Source organism: Fuscovulum sp. (assembly GCA_035192965.1).
Classification (GTDB): domain Bacteria; phylum Pseudomonadota; class Alphaproteobacteria; order Rhodobacterales; family Rhodobacteraceae; genus Paragemmobacter.
Map to the genome: position 1 here is coordinate 2,273,690 of CP136571.1, position 18,102 is coordinate 2,291,791.

Annotated in this window: 17 protein-coding genes and 1 tRNA gene; 4 read left to right on the forward strand and 14 right to left on the reverse strand. The window is 63.6% G+C overall.

Features of this window, described 5'->3' with window-relative positions; genetic code table 11:
• Window positions 1-64: 64 nt before the first annotated feature.
• The 5 genes from RSE12_11190 to erpA form a co-directional block, all read right to left on the reverse strand.
• A complete protein-coding gene (locus tag RSE12_11190; GenBank protein ID WRH60968.1) occupies window positions 65-391 on the reverse strand; it encodes a hypothetical protein in 327 nt (108 codons plus the stop codon).
• A 140-nt stretch (window positions 392-531) separates the two neighbouring features.
• Window positions 532-1,314: an exodeoxyribonuclease III gene (gene xth / locus RSE12_11195; protein ID WRH60969.1), complete on the reverse strand. Its 783-nt coding sequence runs from the start codon at window positions 1,312-1,314 to the stop codon at window positions 532-534.
• A gap of 51 nt (window positions 1,315-1,365) precedes the next feature.
• The gene (locus tag RSE12_11200; protein ID WRH60970.1) at window positions 1,366-2,082 is read right to left on the reverse strand and encodes a hypothetical protein; all 717 of its coding nucleotides are present in this window, start codon (window positions 2,080-2,082) and stop codon (window positions 1,366-1,368) included.
• Window positions 2,083-2,184: 102 nt separating this feature from the next.
• Window positions 2,185-2,919 carry a hypothetical protein gene (locus RSE12_11205; protein WRH60971.1) on the reverse strand — a complete coding sequence of 245 codons (735 nt, stop codon included), beginning with the start codon at window positions 2,917-2,919 and terminating at the stop codon, window positions 2,185-2,187.
• Window positions 2,920-2,931: 12 nt separating this feature from the next.
• Window positions 2,932-3,264 (reverse strand): iron-sulfur cluster insertion protein ErpA, encoded by a 333-nt coding sequence (gene erpA, locus RSE12_11210; GenBank protein WRH60972.1) that lies wholly within the window; start codon window positions 3,262-3,264, stop codon window positions 2,932-2,934.
• A gap of 77 nt (window positions 3,265-3,341) precedes the next feature.
• On the opposite strand from erpA, the gene RSE12_11215 reads away from it, so the two are divergent.
• Together RSE12_11215 and RSE12_11220 are read left to right on the forward strand one after the other, a co-directional pair.
• Entirely contained in the window at window positions 3,342-4,517 is a 1,176-nt protein-coding gene (locus tag RSE12_11215) for a deoxyguanosinetriphosphate triphosphohydrolase (GenBank protein WRH60973.1), read from the forward strand.
• Window positions 4,514-5,425, forward strand: coding sequence for a hypothetical protein (locus RSE12_11220; GenBank protein ID WRH60974.1), 912 nt, complete (start codon window positions 4,514-4,516; stop codon window positions 5,423-5,425). The genes RSE12_11215 and RSE12_11220 overlap by 4 nt, the downstream gene beginning before the upstream one ends.
• Before the next feature lie 8 nt (window positions 5,426-5,433).
• Here RSE12_11220 and RSE12_11225 read toward each other — a convergent pair whose 3' ends face one another.
• On the reverse strand, window positions 5,434-5,919 hold the full coding sequence (locus RSE12_11225; GenBank protein ID WRH60975.1) for a disulfide bond formation protein B: 486 nt from the start codon (window positions 5,917-5,919) through the stop codon (window positions 5,434-5,436).
• Window positions 5,920-6,102: 183 nt separating this feature from the next.
• On the opposite strand from RSE12_11225, the gene RSE12_11230 reads away from it, so the two are divergent.
• Together RSE12_11230 and RSE12_11235 are read left to right on the forward strand one after the other, a co-directional pair.
• Window positions 6,103-6,960, forward strand: a complete 858-nt coding sequence (locus RSE12_11230) for a neutral zinc metallopeptidase (GenBank protein WRH60976.1) — start codon at window positions 6,103-6,105, stop codon at window positions 6,958-6,960.
• 79 nt (window positions 6,961-7,039) lie between these two features.
• Window positions 7,040-7,123 (forward strand) — tRNA-Leu (locus RSE12_11235).
• A 36-nt stretch (window positions 7,124-7,159) separates the two neighbouring features.
• Here the strand turns inward: RSE12_11235 and RSE12_11240 are convergent.
• The 8 genes from RSE12_11240 to RSE12_11275 all read right to left on the reverse strand — a co-directional run bounded on the left by RSE12_11240 (window position 7,160) and on the right by RSE12_11275 (window position 17,916).
• Entirely contained in the window at window positions 7,160-8,977 is a 1,818-nt protein-coding gene (locus RSE12_11240; protein ID WRH60977.1) for an ATP-binding protein, read from the reverse strand.
• A 164-nt stretch (window positions 8,978-9,141) separates the two neighbouring features.
• Window positions 9,142-9,747, reverse strand: coding sequence for a nucleotidyltransferase family protein (locus tag RSE12_11245; GenBank protein WRH60978.1), 606 nt, complete (start codon window positions 9,745-9,747; stop codon window positions 9,142-9,144).
• Window positions 9,748-10,094: 347 nt separating this feature from the next.
• On the reverse strand, window positions 10,095-12,521 hold the full coding sequence (locus RSE12_11250) for an FAD-dependent oxidoreductase (protein ID WRH60979.1): 2,427 nt from the start codon (window positions 12,519-12,521) through the stop codon (window positions 10,095-10,097).
• Between the two features lie 157 nt (window positions 12,522-12,678).
• Complete coding sequence (locus RSE12_11255; GenBank protein ID WRH60980.1) at window positions 12,679-13,977, reverse strand: branched-chain amino acid ABC transporter permease; 1,299 nt, start codon at window positions 13,975-13,977, stop codon at window positions 12,679-12,681.
• On the reverse strand, window positions 13,974-14,984 hold the full coding sequence (locus RSE12_11260) for a branched-chain amino acid ABC transporter permease (protein WRH60981.1): 1,011 nt from the start codon (window positions 14,982-14,984) through the stop codon (window positions 13,974-13,976). Before RSE12_11260 ends, RSE12_11255 begins: the two co-directional genes overlap by 4 nt.
• A 3-nt stretch (window positions 14,985-14,987) precedes the next feature.
• Window positions 14,988-15,698 (reverse strand): ABC transporter ATP-binding protein, encoded by a 711-nt coding sequence (locus RSE12_11265; protein ID WRH60982.1) that lies wholly within the window; start codon window positions 15,696-15,698, stop codon window positions 14,988-14,990.
• 119 nt (window positions 15,699-15,817) lie between these two features.
• Window positions 15,818-16,609, reverse strand: a complete 792-nt coding sequence (locus RSE12_11270) for an ABC transporter ATP-binding protein (protein ID WRH60983.1) — start codon at window positions 16,607-16,609, stop codon at window positions 15,818-15,820.
• A gap of 125 nt (window positions 16,610-16,734) precedes the next feature.
• A complete protein-coding gene (locus tag RSE12_11275; protein WRH60984.1) occupies window positions 16,735-17,916 on the reverse strand; it encodes an ABC transporter substrate-binding protein in 1,182 nt (393 codons plus the stop codon).
• Window positions 17,917-18,102: the final 186 nt, after the last annotated feature.

Consider the following 18,102-nt stretch of genomic DNA (forward strand, 5'->3'; position numbering starts at 1 on the left):
TGAAGGGGCAAGTCGCGCCCTATTCGGAAGTGCCCTATTCGTAGGTGCCCTATTCGTAAGTGCCCTACTCGTAAGTGAAAGTGCCGATCTCGCAGATGTTCACGTCGCCGCGTTCCAGCACATCGCCATCGTCAAAGACGGCGCGGAAATCGAACATGCAATAGCCGGTGGCATCATCGAAATTGATCACCACCGATGACCCTGACGGCAGGACATCCGAGCCAAGGATGTCTTCCTCCCAACTGTCCGATCCGGTGTTGGAGCCGTAGAACTCGACAATGGTAAAGCCGGTATTGTTGATCAGCGTCACCCGCCGATCCAGCGCGGCGGCGGGCAGGGCCGTGGCAAGGGCGAGAAGGGCGGACAGGCCGCCGATGGCAAGGCGTGACATGGGCGGAACTCCTTTGGCATGAGTCGTGCCGTTACGATAGCCGCGGCGTTGCCCCCGGCAATGACGATGCGCGCGGGTCAAACATGCTTAATGCGAGATGTGTTCTCGGCGCATCACGCAGCCGTGATCGCGGCGCAGGTTCAGGCGTCGAGCTGCACCCAGACCGGCACATGGTCCGAGGGTTTTTCGCCGCCCCGGACGCCTTTGTCGATGCCACAATCCAGCAGCAGGTCGGCGCATTGCGGGGACAAAAGCAGGTGGTCGATGCGGATACCGTTGTTCCGTTCCCACGCGCCAGCCTGATAGTCCCAGAACGAATACTGCCCCGGACGCGCATCGCGGGCGCGGAAGGCATCGGTCAGGCCAAGGTTCACGATCCGGCGAAAGGCGGCGCGGGTTTCGGGCAGGAACAGCGCATCCTCAACCCATGCGGCGGGTTTTGCGGCATCCTCGGACTGGGGGATCACGTTGTAATCGCCGCAAAAAGCGAGGGGGTCTTCGGTTTCCAGAAGGGCGCGCACCCGCGCCTCCATCCGGGCCATCCAGCCGAGTTTATAATCGTATTTCGGCCCCGGCGCGGGGTTACCATTGGGCAGGTAAAGCCCGCAGACGCGCACAGCGCGCGCCTCGCCGATCACCGTCGCCTCAATCCAGCGGGCCTGTTCGTCAGTCTCGTCCCCCGGCAGGCCGCGTGTCACATCCTCCAGCGGCAGGCGCGACAGGAGGGCGACGCCGTTGAAGGATTTCTGCCCATGGGTTTCGACGCGGTATCCCATGTCTTCAAACACTTCGCGCGGAAAGGCGTCGTCCACCGACTTGATTTCTTGAAGGCAGACGACATCGGGCTTTGCCTCGCGCAGCCAAGCGGGCAGGGCGTCGATGCGGGCCTTGATGCCGTTGATGTTGAAGGTGGCGAGTTTCATGGGCGTCTCCCTGTCGCCCCCGTTCTAGGCCGGGGGTCGTGAGCGCACAAGTCAGGCTGTGGCGGCAAGCCCGGTCTGCGCTGCCGCAAGCCAGAGCATATCCAGCCGCTTAAGTTCTGCTGGATCAAAGCGGTGGGATTCTTCCCAGTAGCGGCCAGAGGGGACGTGGTAGCCCAGATCGTCTTCGCGCCGCAGGGCCTGATCGGCGAGGCGGATGTCAAAGGGCAGGGGGCGGGCGCGCGCCGCGCGGTCGCGCGTGACGCGGGGAAAGATCAGCCGGGAGGGGCCGTTGGAGAGGTTGACCATGGCGCAGCCCTCCATCGCGGCAAGGATCATCAGCCGGGCGGATTTCGCCTCAAGGCTTTGCAGGGTGATGTCGGGGCGCAGGGGATCGGCGGTGCCGGTGCCATAGAAATGGGTCTGGCCCTTGGGATAGTGCATGTCGCAGCCGAAGGCCGCGATCACGCGGGGTGTCAGCGAGTGAAGCGCCCAATAGGCGGCGGTAAAGGCCATGGTGCCGCCCGCATAGACAAAGCCGCCAAAGGCGTTCTGGGCGGGGACAAAATCCTCTTGCGTGACGGCCTTTTGGCCTGGGCCGGGGGTGGGGCGGCGCTCTTCGGGATAGTCCCATGGGTAGATGTGATGCGTCCAGTCAGGCCGCACGGCATGGGCGTTGTTGATCGCCACCAGCGCATCAAAAGGCGCGCGCGGCCAATCTGCCGCCTGCATCGCCATCGGGGCGGACCCCAGCATCAAAACGGTATCCATGAAAATGCTCTCCTATCACGCGAAGGTAGGGCAAGGGCGCGGCAAGTCACGCCAAAGCATCCGTTGCGCTAAGGATAAGTCAGCAGGGGCACAGATTTGCAGCTATGGGGCCGGCGCGCAGATCATGTAGAGGCAGGGCGGAAACAGATCCGGCATCGTGGCGCGCAGATGTTCGACCAGCATGACAAGGGGCAGCGTGATCGCAAAGGCCACAGCCCATACCAGAACCGCGCGCAGGATGAGTGGCGGGCTGCGGTGGCCGCGCGAGCGGGCGACCGACAGAGTGGCGGGCAGGAAGATCAGCGCATAGATCACCAGCGTCGGCCAGACCAGCAGCCCCGCCAGCAGCGGCGCGCCAATCAGACGTTGCAGGACGGATTCGGCAAACAGCCCCCATCCCCCGGCGATCACCAGCACCTCCCAGCGATGCGGGGCGCAGAGCCGGGCATGGGCGGCCATAGCCAGAATCGGCCCGGTGAAGATCAGCAGGTTCAGCGTGATGAACTGGCGCACCCGGTCTGCCCAAAGGGCGGGGTCGCCCTCGGCCAGCAGGGCGGCCAAGGTGCCGACGAGGGTTTCTTCAAGAATGACGGCGGCATAGGCCAGCAGGATGAAGCGCAATGTCGGCGGAGAGGGCAGGCGGACAAGCGCATCCGTCGCCGCGTCCTGCCGCCAGGCGACCAGCGGCAGCAGGATCGCCGACATCAGCAGGTGATAGGTGATCATCGGAAAGCCGGCCAGCAGCCAGAAAGCGCCCACCGCAGCAATCAGAACTGCCGCATAGGCAAAGCCAACAGCGCCACGCGGTACGGAAACAAAGCCACTCGAACTTAACATCACGAACACAAGTTACATCGAAAAGGAGGTTCCACAGCCACAAGAGGATGAAGCGTTGGGATTTTCAATCACAAAACGCGCGCCGATCAGTTCTTCGGTGTAGTCGATCACCGCGTTCGCCAGAAAGGGCAGCGACACGGCATCAACCAGAACCTTCGCCCCGTTTTGTTCAAGGATCAGGTCATCGGTGGCGGGATCATCAAGCTTGATGTCATATTGAAAACCGGAACAGCCGCCGCCTTCGACCGAGACGCGCAGCGCCTTTGCCTCGCCCGTGGCTTCGCAAATCTCGCGCAGGCGGGTGAAGGCGCGGTCGGTCACTTTCGGGGGAAGGGTCAGGTCCATGGTGGAATCCGGTTTCCTTGTGGGGTCAGGCACATATAGGATGCCGCATAAGGATCAACAAGAACAGGCAAAACCGCGTGACCCTTGCCCCCTATGCCTGCCAGCCCGATCAATCGCGCGGGCGGCTTCATCCGGAACGCATGTCTTCCTTTCGGTCGCCGTTTCAGCGCGACCGGGACAGGATCATCCATTCCAGCGCGTTTCGGCGGTTGAAACACAAGACGCAGGTCTTTGTGGAACATGAGGGCGATTATTATCGCACCCGCCTGACCCATTCGATCGAGGTGGCGCAGGTGGCGCGCACCATATCCGGCGTGCTGGGCCTGAACACCGATCTGGCCGAGGCCATAGCTTTGGCGCATGACCTTGGCCATACCCCATTCGGCCACACGGGCGAGGACGCGCTGGGGCTGTTGATGGAACCCTATGGCGGGTTCGATCACAACGCGCAGGCGCTGCGCATCGTGACACGGCTGGAACGGCATTACGCCGATTTCGATGGGCTGAACCTGACATGGGAATCGCTGGAGGGCATCGCTAAACACAACGGCCCGGTGATCGGCCCGAATGCGGACAAAAAGCATGAGGGGCCGCTGCCCTATGCGCTGGCCGAGGTGAATGCCGCCTGGGATCTGGAACTGCACACCCATGCCAGCGCCGAGGCGCAGGTGGCGGCGATTGCCGATGATGTGGCCTATAGCCACCATGACCTGCATGACGGGCTGCGGTCGGGGCTGTTCACCGAGGCTGATCTGATGGACCTGCCGGTCACGGGGCCCGCATTCGAGGAGGTGGACCGCCTTTATCCGGGCCTCGAGAAGATGCGCCGCCGGCATGAGGCGTTGCGGCGGGTCTTCGGGCGGATGGTAGAGGATGTGATCGCCGTGGCGCAGAACCGCCTGACGGCGGCGCAGCCGAAATCGGTGGATGATATCCGCCATCTGGGCACCACCGTGATCCGCTTTTCCAAGCCGCTGTATCAGGAGCTGAAGGCGATCCGGTCCTTCCTGTTCCACCGCATGTATCGCGCGCCTTCGGTGATGGTGGAACGGGCGCGGGTGACGCGGATGGTGAATGACCTGTTCCCGTTGTTCCTGTCGCAGCCTGACCTGTTGCCTGCCGAATGGCGGTCTGACATCGAGGCGGCGCAGGATGAGGTAACGCTGGCGCGCATCGTGGCCGATTACGTGGCCGGGATGACCGACCGTTTCGCCATTCAGGAACATGCCCGCCTGATCGGGGATGGCGCATGAAGGCGGCGGTCTGTGCCGTGCTGCTGACGGCTGCCACGCCCCTGTGGGCGGGGCTTCTGGACGAAGGGCAGGATCGGCGCGAGATCGAGTTCACGGTGATGGATGGCAAGCCCATGCTTCCCGTGGCGGTGGATGGGCGCGCGGGCGTGATGATGTTCGATATCGGCACGCCGTCGGCTGTGTTCTTCAACCGGGGCGCGGTCGATCTGCCAGACGGGCAAGAGGTGGGGCAGGGACATGCCGCATCCGGGCAGGAGATCGTGGTGCAGCTGCACCCCGCGCCCGGCCTGACGCTGGCGGGGCAGGCGATTGCCCTGCCCGAGCGGGTGCAGAGCGGGGATTTCGGCTTTGCCGAAGTGGCCTTTGGTGCGGATTTTCTTGGCTTTGTTGGCCTTCCCGCCGTGCAGGATCATGCGGTGATGCTGGATTATGACCGCGCGGCGCTGACGGTGATCCGGGTGGATGAGGCGGGTGTGATGGCCCTGCCGATGCCAGAGCCAACCGATGTGATCGCGACGCTGGATGTCCTGCTTTTCCCCGATGAACTGCCTCTGGCCGTGGCGCGCATTGGTGAGGTGCCGGTTCTGGTGAGCTTTGATTCCGGCGACAGCGGCACGCTTTACGTGCAACCCGGCACCCGCGCGCGGATGGTGGCGGCGGGCAGTCTTGCCAGTGGCCCGAACGGGCTTTGGGAACTGGCAGGCGTCACTCTGGGCGGGGCGCTGATGCAGCCCACTCCGGTGCAATTGATCGAGGCCGGGAGTGCAGAGGATGGCCGCCGCACTGGTCAGCCGGATGAACTGCGCCTTGGCGCGGCCTTCTTCGCCGGCCATCCGACGCTGTGGAATTTTCCGGCGCGACGCATGATGATCCTGCGGCCCGGTGCGGCCATCCTTACGCCGGAATAATCAGGCGATCAGACCGAACGGCGATAGGCGGCGATCCAGATCATCGCCAGCAACGCCGACAGGATCACGTTCCACCCGGCCATCGAAATTCCGAACATCTGCCAGGCGATGGCATCGCAGCGCACGACCGCGCCCACGGCGACATCAGGGTTGAGCAGATCGTCGGTGGAGATGCCGCTGATCGACCCTGCGGTGCAGGAGGCCAACCCTTGCCACCATTTCTGTTCCACCCCCACATGAAAGACCCCGATCCCGGCGCTGGTCAGCGCCGCCAGCGACCCCAGAAGTGGCAGGATGCGCCCGATCGTGCCGCGCGCAAGGATCAGCGCAAGCCCGCCGATGACCACCGCCGCGGCATGCGGCCACCGTTGCCAGATACACAACTGGCAAGGCGCAAGCCCCCCCAGATATTGAAAGGCAAAGGCCGCGGCCAGAACGGCGGCAGACCCGCCCGCCGCAAGAAGAATGGCAAAGCGGCGGCGGTCGGTCGTCATGGGCAGCACTCCTGTATTCCGGGCGCAGAATGACCATCGCGCCGAGGAAGGCAAGCCGCGCCTACGGGATCGTGAAGCCGGGCAGGGCGAAGCGTCGCCGGGGAGGGCTGTTCGGCCAGTTTGCGCTTTGGCGGCAGGCGGATCGGGTGTTAAGCAAGACGAACAGACAGGTAGGGGTCAGGTATGGAATGGCGCGGACGCCGGGGCAGCCGGAACATCGAGGATCGTCGGACAGCGGGCGGCGGCGGTGGCGGCGGACGCGGGGCCGGAATCGGTGGCGCGGGTGTGATCGTCGTGCTGCTCTTGGGTTGGTTCCTGGGGGTTGACGTCACGCCGCTGTTGCAGGGGCAACCGGGGGCAGGCAGCGACGCGCCAACCGAATTGACCGCCGAGGATCAGGCGATCGGCGAGTTTGTATCGGTCACGCTGGCCGATACCGAAGAGGTCTGGGCCGCGCTGTTCCGCGAACAATTGGGGCGGGACTATCGCCCTGCCACGCTGGTGCTGTTCAAGGGCTATACCCAATCCGGCTGCGGCGGCGCGTCCGAGGCGACCGGGCCCTTCTACTGCCCCAGCGACCGCAAGGTCTATCTGGACACCGGGTTTTTCACCGTGCTGGATGAACGCATGGGGGCAGGGGGCGACTTTGCCGCCGCCTATGTGGTGGCGCATGAAATTGGCCACCATGTGCAGAATGAATTGGGTGTTCTGGAACAGACCACCCGCCTGCGCCAGCAGGCCAGTCAGGTGGAAGGCAACGAAATCTCGGTCCGGGTTGAGCTGATGGCCGATTGTCTGGCGGGCGTCTGGGCGCATGAGGCGGATGCGCGTTTCGGATCCATTGAACGCGGGGATGTTGAAGAAGCGATGAACGCCGCCGCGCAGATCGGCGATGATGCCCTGCAACGGGAAGCCGGGCGCAGGCCTGTGCCCGACAGCTTTACCCACGGCACCAGTGACCAGCGGATGCGCTGGTTCGAGACGGGCCTGACCACGGGCGAGATCGAGTCCTGCGATACCTTCGCGGCCGCGCGCCTGTAAGGCCGTGCAAAGATGGGCGGTCAACGGGGTTCCGGCCGCCGTTGACGCCGCACACGGCAGCGGCTAAACCGCATCCGTGGCCCGAGTGGCGGAATGGTAGACGCAGCGGATTCAAAATCCGCCATCGCAAGATATGTCGGTTCGAGTCCGACCTCGGGCACCACGCTTTCCCCTGAATGTCTCTGCGCCGCGTGGCGTTTTAGCCGCCTGCGCGGGTTTGCGCCCGATGCAGCATGTTGGACAGATCATCGAACACGATGGGTTTGGGCAGATGCGCGTCGAACCCGGCCCGCAGATAGGACTGGACATCGTCCTGCATCACATTGGCCGTCACAGCTACGGCGAAGGGGGCGGGCCCGTTGCGCAAGGCATCAATCCCGCGCAGGGCGGCAAGGGTTTCGACACCGCCCATTTCGGGCATGTTGATATCAATAAGATAAACATCGAACAGCCCATCGCGCGCCATCGCAACCGCTTCCGCCCCGCTGGCGGCCATGGCGGCGTCGATGGACAATTCCGCCAGTAGGGCCTGAAGGACCAGACGGTTGATCTCGTCATCATCGACGCAAAGGATGCGCAGCGGTCCATGCGCCATCGTCGGGGCCATGGCGGCACTCTCCGGCCCGGCATCGGCCAGTGGCGCCGCGGTCAAGGCGAGGGGCAGGATCAGATCGACGCGTGTCCCTTGGCCCGGGCGGCTTTGAACGGTGATCTTGCCTTCCATCGCATCCACCAGCATCCGGACAATGCTCATCCCCAGACCTGTACCGCCAAAGCGCCGCGCCGTGCTGGCCGAGGCCTGCCGAAACGGCTCGAACAACGAACCAAGCTGATCGTCATCCATCCCGATCCCGGTATCGGCGATGGAGAGTGCGACGGTATCCCCCTCTGCCCGCCGGACCGAGACGGTGATCTGCCCGGCGGTGGTGAACTTTACCGCATTGGCAAGGATGTTGTGCAGGATCTGGGTCAGGCGCATCGGATCGCCCATCCGCCAGCCCAGCGGATCGGGAGACGGTTCAAAGCGCAGGGTCACGCCCTTTTCGGCGGCCAATGTCTCATACTGTGTGACCATCCCGCCAATCACCTCTTCGATGTCGAAGGCGATGGATTCAAGCCGGACTGCATCCGATTCCAGCTTGGCGAAATCCAGCACATCATCAACGACGGTCTTCAGCAGGGCCGCCGAGGATTGCAGATCCTTCAACGTTCTTGCGCCCGTATCGCCCTGCACATGGGCCGAAAGCATCCGCGTCAGGCCAAGGATGCCGTTCAGCGGCGTGCGAAGTTCGTGGTTGATCTGGGAAAAGAACCGCGTGCGCTGGCGCATTGCCTCTTCTGCCTGTTCGCGGGCGCGCCGCAGGTCAACAGAAAGCGCAGCCTCGCGCAGGATGATCAGGGAAAAGCCCAGATAGAGCGACATGAGGCCAAGGGTAAAGGCGACAACAGATGAGGCCATGACAAAGAGTTTCGTGGGGTCCGTTGCCGCCAGAAGCGCCAGCCGCACAACATAGGCACAACCGACAAGATAGAATGGGGCCGCAATCAGCAGCCGCAGCCGGGGCGCGGTAACGCTGGCCAATTTCCACAGGTGGGTTGCGGCCAGAAAGCCCACCAGCCCGTTCACGACCGAGGATGTGGCGATCAGCAGGGCGGCATCGTGAAAGACCACCGCCAACACCACCTGCGTGAGGCAAATGGCGGCCGCCAGTCCAAGCACGGTTCGCAGCCCGCGATGCGGCCGCAGCGCCTCATGCACCGACAGATAGCCAAGCACGATGCCGAAATGCGCGCCAGAGATCAGCAGTGTCGTGCTTACCACGAAGGGGGCGGTTTGCGACAGGAAGACGCCTACGGCGGAAAGGGTCAGGCTGCCAAGGCTGGCCCCATAGAGGTTGACGGCCCGGTGAAAGCGCTCCGTCCAGGTGCGGTTCAGATAGGCGGCAAGGCATAGCGACATGACCAGCAAGGTACAGGCGATGACCACAAGGAGCCGGATATCCACGGATGTCGTCATAAGCGCCCTTTCGCCGCGGCCCACCATTCCCAATCTGCTTGCCGTGCGGGCTGGCGTTGCGGGCGCAACCTGAGCGGGTATTGCACGGATTTAACGGCAAGTCTTGTGCCAATTGTCCTTTGCCCCAACCCGTGGCGCCTTGCGCCATGAAACGTCGGGCTGGGTTATTCTGACGGCAGCGCCTGCCGTGCCGCACGCCAGGCAGCCCAATCTTCGGGCGTGTCGAGGTCGGTCGTGGCATGGCGGTCGGGCAGGGGGATCAGCCGCAGCCGGGCGCGGTGGCGCACAAGGACCGCCCGCGCCCCTTCGTCGCCCTTCAGCGTCATCAGGTCATCGCGTAAATCGGGGGGAAAGCAGACTGGATGGCCCGGCGTGCCATCCGCCGCCGCCCCGCGCAGAATCGCCTCGGGTTCCTGCGCCCAGGCATCGCGCAGGGTGATCAAGTCGGCGGCGGTGATCTCTGGCAGGTCGGCGAGCAGCAGCATGACCCCGGCTGTCGCGGGCAGGCTGGCGAGCCCGGCAGTCAGGCTGGCAGCCATGCCCTGCGCGGGGTCTGGCACGGTGGTCTGTCTGGCGGGAAGGCCCGCGATCACCGCCGCCCGATCCGGGCGGTCCGGCGGCAGGGCGACAGTGACCGGCAGGCCGGTCTGAAGCGCCGCCTGAAGGATGCGCGCAAGCTGGGGCTGGCCATCGACCTGTTCCAGCATCTTGTCACCCCCCCGCATGCGAGAAGAGGACCCGGCGGCGAGGATCAGGATATGTGCGTTCATGGCCCAACCCTTCCAAGTGCTGCGCGGGGCGTCAAGTAATGATCTGACGGTGATCTGGCGGAGCGGGCATGCGCCCGCAGGTCTTTTGCCTCGCCTGCGCGCCTGCGCGCTTCGGCTCAGAGAAGGGGACGCTTCGCCCCCCGTCAGCCATCGGTTCTTGAACCGGTGGCGAATCCGATGGCAGACCCCAGAGGATATTTGGACAGAGAAGAGGGGGGCATATGGCGTTTTCGGGGAAGGGCGAGGGTCGAGCCCGGTTCTTTTCTTGCAATGGGCTTTCGTGTTCGAGCGTCGTTGCACTGGACTGGAGCGATGGGTCCGAGGCGCGAAGCGCCCCGGACTGACCTTTACCCCCGCATCCGGGCGCCGTCGCCATCCCAGAGCGGGGCGAGCTGGACCGTGGCCTTGCGGCGTTCACCGAGGATCTCGATCTCACAGACCAGCCCGTCCTGCACGCGGTCGGCGGGCAGGAAGCCCATGGCGACCGATTTGCCTGTCCAATGGCTGTAGCCGCCGCTGGTGCAATAGCCCACCACGGCACCGTCCAGCCAGATCGGCTCCCATGCCACGACATCAGCGTCGTTTGCATCGACGATGAAGTTGACAAGGCGGCGCTTCGGTCCGGCGGCCTTTTCTGCGGTGGCGGCGGCCTTGCCGATCCAGTCTGCATCCTTGTTCCAGCGGATGAAGCGGTCCAGCCCGGTTTCCATGGGTGTGTAATCGGGGCTGAATTCCCGGCCCCAGCTGCCGAACCATTTGTCGAGCCGCAGGCTCATCATCGCGCGCATCCCGAAGGGGCGCAGGCCCAGATCGGTGCCGGCGGCGTTGAGCACGTCCCACAGGTGGCGGACGGACATGTGATCGGTGAAGATCTCATATCCCAGATCGGCGGTGTAGCTGACGCGCTGGACGATGCAATTGGCCATGCCCACGGTCATGCGTTTGACATCCATGAACTTGAACGCCTCGGCCGACACATCGGCGCGGGTGACGCGGGAAAGGAGTTCGCGCGCCTTGGGGCCGGCAATCTGGAAACCCGAGCGGGCGTCGGAGATGTTTTCGACCCGCACGCCATCCATCATGTTCTGGTCGAACCAGCGGGAATGCCAACCCTGCGCGCCATAGCTGGCGGTCAGCTGGAATTCCTGTTCCGACAGGCAGGAGACGGTGAAATCGCCGAAAATCTTGCCGGAATGGGCCAGCATCGGGGTAAGCGACAACCGCCCCGGTTTCGGGATGGTCCCGGCCATGATCCGGTCGAGCCATTCGCGGGCGTTCGGGCCGGTGACGCGGTATTTGCCGAAGTTCTGCACCTCATTGATGCCCACGCCTTCGCGCACGGCCAGCACTTCCTGACGCGTCGCCTCCCAGGCGTTGGAGCGTTTGAAGGACGGCTCTTCATAGCGCGGCTCGCCCGGCAGGGCGTGGTAGTTCACCACCTCCAGCCCGTATTGCTGGCCCCAGACAGCGTTCATGCCGTCAAAGACCTCATACATCGGGGTGGTGCGGAAGGGGCGGGCGGCGGGGCGTTCCTCGTTCGGGTAGCTGACCGAAAAGCGCATCTGGTAGTTTTCGATCACCTTCGGAACGGTATAGCCCGGGCTGGTCCAGCCGCCGAAACGGGCCACGTCAAAGCCGCGCGGATCGCGTTCGACCTCGCCCTCGATCATCCACTGCGCCAGCGCAAGGCCCATGCCGCCGCCCTGCGAGAAGCCTGCCATGACGGCGCAGGCCGACCAATAGTTGCGCAGGCCCGGCACGGGGCCGATCAGCGGGTTGCCATCGGGGGCGAAGGTGAAGGGGCCGTGGATCACGCGCTTCACCCCCGACCGTTCCAGCACGGGGAAGCGGCGATAGGCAAAGTTGACGGAATCCTCGATCTTGTCGAATTGTTCGTTCAGAAGCTCATGGCCGAAGTCCCACGGCGTGCCATCCACCGACCACGGCTCGCACGGCTTTTCGTAGAAGCCGATGCACAGACCGCGCCCTTCCTGCCGCAGATAGCTTTCGCCGCCCGGATCCATGACATGCGGGAATTCGCGGCCCGATTTCAGGATGTCCATGATTTCGGGGATGTCGTCTGTGACCAGATACTGGTGCGCCATCGGCAGAAGCGGCAGGTAGACCCCCGCCATGGCGCCAATCTCGCGCGCCCAGAGGCCGCCCGCGTTCACCAGATGCTCGGCGATGATGGTGCCCTTTTCGGTCACCACTTCCCACGATCCGTCCGGGCGCGGGTTGGTTTCCAGCACGCGGTTGTGCAGCACAATCTCTGCCCCGCCCATGCGCGCGGCCTTGGCATAGGCGTGGGTGGTGCCCGACGGATCGAGGTGACCGTCCAGCGGATCGTAAAGCGCGCCGATGATGCCTTCGAGATTGACCATCCCGTCGGTCAGCTTGTGAATTTCTTCCGGGCCCAGAATTTCCGTATCCAGCCCCATATAGCGGTGCTTGGCGCGTTCGGCCTTGAGCTGTTCAAACCGCGCGGCGTTGTCGGCCAGCGTGATGCCGCCCACATGGTGCAGCCCGCAGGACATGCCGGTGATCGCCTCAAGCTCCTTGTAAAGGCGGATCGTATAGCCCTGAAGCGCCGCCATGTTCGTGTCGCCGTTCAGGGTATGGAACCCCCCCGCCGCGTGCCAGGTGGAGCCGGAGGTCAGCTCGGAGCGTTCCACCAGCATCACATCGGACCAGCCCAGCTTGGTGAGGTGGTATAGAACCGAGCAGCCGACGACACCGCCGCCGATCACGAGCACTCGGGTATGGGTTTTCATGGGGGACTCCCTGCGTTGGATTGTCCGCAGATTGGCCGCAAGCCGGGCCGGGCGGCATGTTGGTTAGCGACAAGAATATGTCGCATGTGAAAATCGGATGCGGCAAAGCAAAGGGGCGCCCGGTGGGGCGCCCCTGTATGTGCCGATGGAAGGCCTGTCACTTTTCGGGGATCAGGCCGCGCGGGCTGAACCGCAGCACCAGAAGCAGGATCACCCCCAGCGTGAGCAGGCGCATATGCTGGGCGCTGTCGACAAGATGGGTCTTCAGCGGCCCTTCCGACAGGCCCGACACGATACCGCCCATGACCAGCGGGCCAAGGCTTTCCACGATCAGCCAAAGCCAGCCGATCAACAGCCCGCCCAGAACCGCGCCCCAGTTGTTGCCCGACCCGCCCACGATCACCATCACCCAGATCAGGAAGGTGAAGCGCAGCGGGTTGTATTCGCCCGGCAGCAACTGGCCCGCCATCGAGGTATACATCGCCCCCGCGATCCCCACGACAGCCGAGCCGAGCACGAAGACCTGTAAATGCCGGCGCTTCACATCCTTGCCCATGGCGGCCGAGGACACCTCATTGTCGCGGATGGCGCGCATCATGCGGCCCCAAGGGCTGTTGAGTGCGCGTTCGGACAGCCAGATGATCGCCAGCAGCACCGCCGAGAACAGCGCGATGTACAAGAGCTTCACCACGATAGAGGAGGCCGTCATCGGATCGAACCCCCAGCGCGTGGCCCAGTCGATGAAGGCCGTCGATTGCTGAAGGTCCACCTCATAGGGAACCGGCCAGGGGCGGGGCAGGTCGATGATGTTCTTTACGCCACGCGCCAGCCAGTCTTCGTTCTTCATCACGGCGATGATGATTTCGGCGATCCCCAGCGTGGCGATGGCCAGATAATCCGACCGCAGGCCCAGCGAGATTTTCCCGATGGCCCAGGCGGCGGCGGCGGCCAGCAGGCCGCCCACAGGCCAGGACACCAGCGCAGGCAGGCCCAGACCGCCGATATTGCCCGCGGTGGCGGGATTGAACGCCTCTACCGCCTCAACTGCCGGGTCGAAGACCATGCGGAACAGGAAGAAACCGGCCACACAGATGGCCAGCGTCACCAGCATCCGCAGGCGGCCCGGACGCATCCGGTTCCAGGCAAAGATGGCGGCGGCGATGGACGCAGCCCCAAGGAACAGGCCCCCCAGAATACCGGTGCCGCCAGCGGCCCAGCCTTCGGCCACGGGCCGGGCGGAAACCAGCACGACAGCCAGCCCCCCCAGCGCGGTAAAGCCCATGATCCCGGTGTTGAACAGCCCCGCATAACCCCACTGGATATTCACCCCCAGCGCCATGATGGCCGACAGAAGTGAGATACCAAGGATCGACAGGGACAGGTTCCAGCTTTGGAACACCCCCGTCATGATGAACAGAGCAGCGACCGTTCCGAAAAGCGCAAGGTTGCGGGTCATACCGATTTCCCCTTGAACAGGCCGGTGGGCATGAAGATCAGCACAAGGATCAGGATCGCAAAGCTGACGGCGAATTTGTAATCCGTCGACATCAGTTGCAGCAGCCCGTCCGGCGCCATGCTTTCAGGCACCAGATAGGTGACCACCTTCTTCCAGGCATAGGTGACCATCACCTCGGAAAAGGCGATGACGAAACCGCCCGCAATGGCACCCAGCGGGCTGCCAAGGCCACCCACGATGGCGGCAGCAAAGATCGGCAGCAGGAGCTGGAAATAGACAAAGGGTTTGAAGCTTTTGTCCAATCCGTAAAGAACGCCTGCAATCGTGGCCAAGGCGGCTGCGATGATCCAGGTTACGGCCACCACGCGGTCGGGGTTGATGCCCGACAGCAGCGCCAGATCCTCATTGTCGGAGAAGGCGCGCATAGATTTGCCGGTGCGGGTTTTCTGCAAGAACCAGAACAGAAGGCCCATCACCACCAGCGCGGTGACGACGGTCACGGCTTGGGTTGTTTTGATCGCCAGCCCTTCGGCAAGCCCGGTGGCCGTCTTGAAATCCCCGGCCGAGATGACAAAGCGTTCGCCATCGGTGAAGTTCTGGTCATCCACCCCGATGATCAGGCGGACAATGCCGTTCATCACGAACATCACGCCCAGCGACACCATCACAAGGATCACCGGCGCGGCCTTCTGCTTGCGGTAAAAGCGATAGATCACCCGGTCCGTGCCCAGCACGAACAGCGCGGTGACGGCGATGCCGATGGGCAGGGCCAGCAGGGCGGTGGGCAGCACGCCAAAGCCGATGCCCATAGACTGCAACCACCATGTCACCAGGATCGTTGCCATGGTGCCAAAGGCCATCGTGTCGCCATGGGCAAAGTTGGAAAAGCGCAGGATGCCATAGATCAGCGTTACCCCCAGCGCCCCCAGCGCCAGTTGCGCGCCATAGGCCAAGCCCGGCACGAAGACGAAGTTCAGAAAAACGATCAGGGCGTTCAGGATATCCATGCCTCAACCCCCAAGGAAGGAACGGCGGACTTCCGGGTCGGCCAGCAGCGCGGCCCCGGTGTCGGTGAATCGGTTGGCGCCCTGCACAAGGACATAGCCCTTGTCGGCGATCTCCAGCGCCTGACGGGCGTTCTGTTCTACCATCAGGATTGAAATACCCGTGCGCGCCACTTCGATGATGCGGTCGAACAATTCGTCCATCACGATGGGGCTGACACCTGCGGTGGGTTCGTCCAGCATCAGGACCTTTGGCTTGGTCATCAACGCGCGGCCCACAGCGACCTGTTGGCGCTGCCCGCCCGACAACTCGCCTGCGGGCTGCAAACGCTTTTGCTTTAGGACAGGGAACAGGTCATAAACCTGCGCCAGCGTATCGCGGAAATCGTCGGTGCGGATAAAGGCCCCCATCTCGAGGTTCTCTTCCACCGTCATCGAGGTGAAGATGTTGTGGGTCTGCGGCACGAAGCCCATCCCCTTGCCCACGCGGGCCTGCGGCGTCAACGCGGTGATATCCTCACCCGCCAGTTTCACATGGCCGGACCGCAGCTTCAGCATCCCGAAGACCGCCTTCATGGCGGTGGATTTGCCGGCGCCATTGGGGCCAACAATCACGGCGATCTGGCCTTTTTCCACGGCAATCGTGCAGGCATGCAGGATATCCGCACCGCCATAGCCGCCGGTCATCGCCTCGCCGATCAGAAAGGGCTCAGCCATGGGCAATGCCTCCGACTGCAACGAATTTTCTGCGAAAATTCAGCAGTCTCTTAGCGGTTGGGGCCTGAATTTTCGCAGAAAATTCGTTGGCCCCGGTTCCGGGGTTCATCACGGGGGCGTCACGCATGGGCCGCCTCCTCCTTCACCTTGTTCTTCAGGCCGGTGCCGAGATAGGCCTCGATCACCCGTTCGTCATTCTTGACCTCGTCCACCGTGCCTTGTGCCAGCACCTTGCCTTCGGCCATGCAGATGACCGGGTTGCAGAGGCGGCCGATGAAATCCATGTCATGTTCGATCACGCAGAACGTGTAGCCGCGTTCCTTGTTCAGCCGCACGATGGCATCACCGATGGTGTTCAAAAGCGTGCGGTTCACGCCTGCGCCCACCTCGTCGAGGAAGACGATCTTGGCGTCGACCATCATCGTCCGGCCCAGTTCCAGCAGTTTCTTCTGACCACCCGAGATTTGGCTGGCCTTCTGTTCGGCAAGATGGCTGATGGTCAGGAAATCCAGCACATCCAGCGCCTTCTTGCGGATCGCGGCCTCTTCCTCGGCCACGGCGCGGCGGTTGAACCAGGCGTTCATCAGGGTTTCCCCCTTCTGCCGCGCCGGAACCATCATCAGGTTCTCGAGACAGGTCATCGACCCGAATTCATGCGCGATCTGAAAGGTCCGCAGCAGCCCCTTGTGGAACAGCTCATGCGGCGGCAGGCCGGTGATATCTTCGCCATCCATCAGCACCCGGCCCGACGTGGGCGGCAGGCGGCCTGCGATGACATTGAAAAGGGTGGTCTTGCCCGCGCCATTGGGGCCGATCAGCCCGGTGATGGAGCCGGTCTTTATCTCCAGCGAGGCCCCGTCAACGGCACGGAAGCCGCCGAAATGCCTGTGCAGGTCTTCGACAACGATCATATGTGTTCCCCTGTATCCCGTCATTTCCGTCCGCCCTTGGATGGGCGGCGTCGCGGGACATTTGCTTATGGCAACGGCCCGGGCGTTTGCCCGGGCCGTGCCTTCAGGTCAAGCAGAAAGCCGGATCAACGGAACCCGACCGTGGTGATCGCACCGTCGGTGATCGAGTATTCGCGGTAGTTGCCGGCGGATTCGCCAGCGCCCACCAGTTCCACCGCCGTGGCGCCGATATAGTCGATATCGGTGCCTGCTGCGATCAGCTCCAGCGCCTTGCCCAGTTCGCCCGGCAGGATCGGCTCGCCCGGGGCGTTGGCCAGATCCATCACCTTGGTGGTCCAGTCTTTGGAATTGGTCGAATTCGCCGCCGCCATCGACATCAGGATCAGCGCCGCCGCGTCATAGGATTCCGGCGAGAAGGCCGAGGTGCCGTCAAAGCCAGCAGCCGTTGCCATTTCCTGGAACTTGGTCGCGCCTTCGGAATCGGTGCCCGGCACCGCGCCGAACGAGCCGTTCAGCGGCTCGCCGATCGCTTCGATCAGCGCGTCGCCATACATGCCGTCCACGAGGTAGAAGGTCGAGAACGCGCCCGAATCGAGCGAGGCCTGGATCACGCCCTTGCCGCCCTGGTCGACATAGCCCGCAACCACCAGCATTTCGCCACCGGCCGAAGCCAGCGAGGCAACCTCTGCCGAATAGTCGGCCTTGCCGTCTTCATGCGGGGCCGAGATGGTGACCGAACCGCCCTTGGCTGCGAAAGCCGCGCCGAAGCTGTCGGCCAGACCCTTGCCATAGTCGTTGTTGGTATAGGTCAGCGCGACGGACTTGATACCCTTTTCCGTCAGGATGTCGGCCATGATTTCCCCCTGACGCGCATCCGACGGGGCGGTGCGGAAGAACAGGCCGTCATCTTCAGCGGTCGACAGAGCGGGCGAGGTGGCCGAAGGCGAGATCATCCCGATCCCGTTCGGACGTGCCACGTTCTGCAGCACGGCGCCGGTCACACCCGAGCAGTCGCCGCCGACAATCGCGGTCACGCCATCGGCGGTGACCAGACGTTCTGCCGCCGCCGTGGCAGCCGCTGCGTCGATACAGGTCGAGTCGCCGCGGACGGCCGAAACGGTGCCCAGCGTGAACTTGGCCGAGTCGTTGACTTCCTTGATCGCCAGATCAGCGCCGGCACCCATGGCCGGGGTGATCGATTCGAGCGGGCCGGTGAAGCCCAGCAGAACGCCCAGTTTCACGTCTTGGGCCGAGGCGGCACCAGCCATCAGGGCGGTTGCGGCCGAAGCCAGCAGCAGTTTTTTCATCGTTAACTCCCGAGTTGGATCGTTGTCCTGCCGGCGAACGTAGTGTGCTTGTGATCAAAAGGGAAGCACCCCGATGTGTGGCGGAATGCCGGTCGTGAAACCGGGTCCAATCAGAAAGCCGTGAGCCGGGTTCCTTTCCGGCGCCGCATGATTATCTGCGGTTGAAAGGAAAGGATTGTTCCAATG